Raw genomic sequence first — 2,926 nt, forward strand, 5'->3', positions numbered from 1 at the left:
GGGGCGGGCAGCGCGGCTCGTCCACGGCGGCCCGGACACGGTCACGGGCACGGGCACGGTTCCGGCGAGGTCAGCGGTCGGGGGCCGACAGGTCGTCATCACCTCCCCGTAGAGCAGCCGGAGACCTTGCGCGGCAACGTTTCTGCACAGCTCCGGAAGATCGAGTCCTCGTCGGGCGGACTCCGCGTCCGTGCCCTCGCCCGCCACCAGGTGCCGAAGGACGTCGAGGAACCGCCCGCGGGCCGCTGGTGCGACGTCATCCGCCAGGGCCGCCAGCGCCACGGACGTCACCGTGGGAGCCGGCTCCCACGCCCTGCCGGGCTGTCTCCGTCCTGACCAGTCGCATGGCCCCCACACCCTGGGCGGCGCTCGCGGAGCCAGACGACACGCAGGGCGCCTCGGCCCCGTGGCCTCCGGCAGCCGCCTCGTCCGTCCCCTCGGTGCCCCTCCGCGTCCCAGCCCGGCGTTCCAGGCCCGCCCCGTTCCCGCTGGTCAGAGCCCTCTTCGCCGTCCCACCCTCCCCAGTGCGGCGCCAGACGTGGCGGCTGGGACGGATCACCGCGCAGGCTTCGGCCGTCCGATCGACGCAGCACCCGAGCCATGCCGAAAGGGGCGCGACCCCATGTCCGTCCGTACCTCCCGCAGTCGCCTGGTCACCGCCGCCGCGAGCGTCGTGGTCGCCGCCCTCGCGCTCACCGCGTGCGACGACAGCGGGGTCATCGACACGGCGACCGGCCCGTCGCTCAGGGCCACCGTGCCCGCCGCGGCGCCCTCGTCGCCGACGGCTCCGCCCGCCGACACTGCCGGCCCCTTCGCCACCGCCGACCCGGCCGGCCAGGAGCCGACCGCCGCGCCCCGGCCCACCGGCCCGAAGCCCGCCACCAGCACCCCGACGCCGAAGACCCCCGCCGCCCCCGCCGCCGCCAAGCCGACCACCTGCGAGGGCTCCAACACCTCGACCACGGCCGCCCCGCTGAACCGCCCCGTGAACCACCTGCTGCTCACGGTCACCAACACCGGCTCCGGCACCTGCCACCTCTACGGCTACCCGGCCGTCCGGTTCGGCGAGGCCCAGTCCGTACCCCCCGTCATCACCGACTCGAAGCCGCAGGCCGTCGTCACCCTCAAGCCCGGCGAGTCCGGCTACGCCTCCGTGAACCTGTCCTCCACCGACGGCACCGACGGCTCGAACGGCCACACCGCGAACTCCCTGGCCGTCTACTTCCACGGCCCCTCCGGCAACGAGAGCGTCGGCACCGGGGCCCACCCGTCGCTGCCCGCGAAGGGCGCCTACGTGGACGACTCCCTCAAGGTCACCTACTGGCAGCAGTCGCTGGACGACACCGTCTCCTGGTGACCCCGGCACCCCCCGAAGAGCCGCCAGCATCCTCCGAAACGCCGACCGCACCCCACGAAAGCAGGCACACCACCATGCGCAGCACGCCCCGCAGGATCGCCCGGCTCCTGGTCGTCTACGCCGGAGCGGCCTTCCAGGTCCTCGTCCTGGGCCGTCAGGACGGTCCGGGCCTGGTCCCGTCGCGGAAGCCGCCGTCAGCCGGTGCCGGTTCCTGACGCCCCGTCGCAACCTACCGACCTCGGAAAGCGGACCGGGGTCCGCGCGCCCGCAAACGCTGCTTGGAGTCCCCATGGCCTTACGGATAGCCGTCACCGCCGAGCCGATACCGTCGCACGTGTCCGCGCTCGACTACGTCATCGGCCCGGCCCTCGGACAGGGCCACGCCGTCACGCTGTACGCCCCGCCGATGTTCCGCCGCGAAGCCCGGCGGCGGGGGATGGGGTTCCACCGGGCGGGAACGGACTGGACCTGCGACCCCGCGGTCCAACGGGCGGCGAGCGGGATCTGGAAGGAATCGGGGAACGCGTCCTTCAACCGCCACGTCTTCGGCCGGCTCTGGCCGGAGCAGGCCGAGGCGAAGGCCCGAGACCTGATCGCCGCGTGGACACGGGCGCGGCCCGATCTGGTGATCGCCGAGTGCAGCGATCTCGGCGCGCACCTCGCGGCGGAGGTCCTGCGGCTGCCCGTGTGGGCGGCGGACAACGGCCTGGGTCCGGTGCTCCTGGACCTCTGGGACACCGACGTCGCGCCCGCGCTGACGTCCCTGCACAAGCGGTACGGGCAGGACGCCCCCGTCCTGCCACCGATGGTGACCCCCGCGCCGGTCCGATGGTTCTACGGGACGCCCCCGCCCTCGGCCCGCGCGGTCCGGCGCACCGTCGCGGCGTTCCGGACCACCGCCGCCGAGTGGCCGGACCGTCCCGCCTCCTCCCGTCCGCTCGTCTACGCGAGCCTCGGCACCCTGACCACCGCGATGTCCGGTCTGCGCGGCGTCATGAGGAGCGTGTACCAGGAGGTCATGGCCGCCCTCTCCGCGACCGGCTGCGAGGCGATCGTGTCCGCCGGAGACCTCGCACGGGACCTGCCGAGCGCGGACCCCCGCATCACGGTCGTCGAGCACGTCCCGCAGCCCGCGCTCCTGCGCCGCGTGGACCTGTTCGTGACGCACGGCGGACGGGCCTCCCTGCTCGACGCGGTGCAGGCGGCGACCCCCGTCCTGGGCCTGGGCGTCCTCGCCGACCAGCCCGGCAACACCACCGCGTTCGCCGGCCGCGGCCTCGGCCGCGCGCTGGAACCCACGGCGACGCGCGACGAGCTCGCCGACGCCGTCACGGCCCTCCTCGGCGACTCCCGCCACACCGCCGCCATGGCCGCCGCCGACGCCGAGCTGTCACGGCTGCCACCGCTGGACATCGCGGAACTGCGGGCCGACGTGTGACCCGGGCCCCAGCACGCCCTGCGCGGCGGGGAGGAGCGATGAGACGAACTCCCACAACTCCGGCTACGTCAGCGTGCCCGGCGCCTGACCGGCCCGCCGCCACCAGCGCCGGGCTCCGGACGGATCATCCG

Annotated in this window: 4 protein-coding genes; 3 read left to right on the plus strand and 1 reads right to left on the minus strand. The window is 74.7% G+C overall.

Annotated elements, in window-relative coordinates; all coding sequences use genetic code 11:
• A partial coding sequence (locus ACFU6K_RS35555) for a hypothetical protein (protein ID WP_380670243.1) occupies positions 1-282 on the minus strand: 282 nt, incomplete at its 3' end.
• A 340-nt stretch (positions 283-622) separates the two neighbouring features.
• Here ACFU6K_RS35555 and ACFU6K_RS35560 point away from each other — a divergent pair.
• The 3 genes from ACFU6K_RS35560 (at position 623) to ACFU6K_RS35570 (ending at position 2,795) form a co-directional block, all read left to right on the plus strand.
• The gene (locus tag ACFU6K_RS35560) at positions 623-1,357 is read left to right on the plus strand and encodes a DUF4232 domain-containing protein (protein WP_380670245.1); all 735 of its coding nucleotides are present in this window, start codon (positions 623-625) and stop codon (positions 1,355-1,357) included.
• A gap of 74 nt (positions 1,358-1,431) precedes the next feature.
• Positions 1,432-1,572: a hypothetical protein gene (locus ACFU6K_RS35565; protein ID WP_380670247.1), complete on the plus strand. Its 141-nt coding sequence runs from the start codon at positions 1,432-1,434 to the stop codon at positions 1,570-1,572.
• A 74-nt stretch (positions 1,573-1,646) separates the two neighbouring features.
• Positions 1,647-2,795 carry a glycosyltransferase gene (locus tag ACFU6K_RS35570; protein WP_380670249.1) on the plus strand — a complete coding sequence of 383 codons (1,149 nt, stop codon included), beginning with the start codon at positions 1,647-1,649 and terminating at the stop codon, positions 2,793-2,795.
• Positions 2,796-2,926 lie beyond the last annotated feature (131 nt).

The organism is Kitasatospora sp. NPDC057512, from assembly GCF_042802135.1.
Lineage (GTDB): Bacteria > Actinomycetota > Actinomycetes > Streptomycetales > Streptomycetaceae > Kitasatospora.

Excerpts from the sequence above, each read along its gene's own strand:
- ACFU6K_RS35560 (WP_380670245.1), top strand. The coding sequence starts at position 623 with ATGTCCGTCCGTACCTCCCGCAGTCGCCTGGTCACCGCCGCCGCGAGC.
- ACFU6K_RS35570 (WP_380670249.1), top strand. The coding sequence starts at position 1,647 with ATGGCCTTACGGATAGCCGTCACCGCCGAGCCGATACCGTCGCACGTG.
- ACFU6K_RS35565 (WP_380670247.1), top strand. The coding sequence starts at position 1,432 with ATGCGCAGCACGCCCCGCAGGATCGCCCGGCTCCTGGTCGTCTACGCC.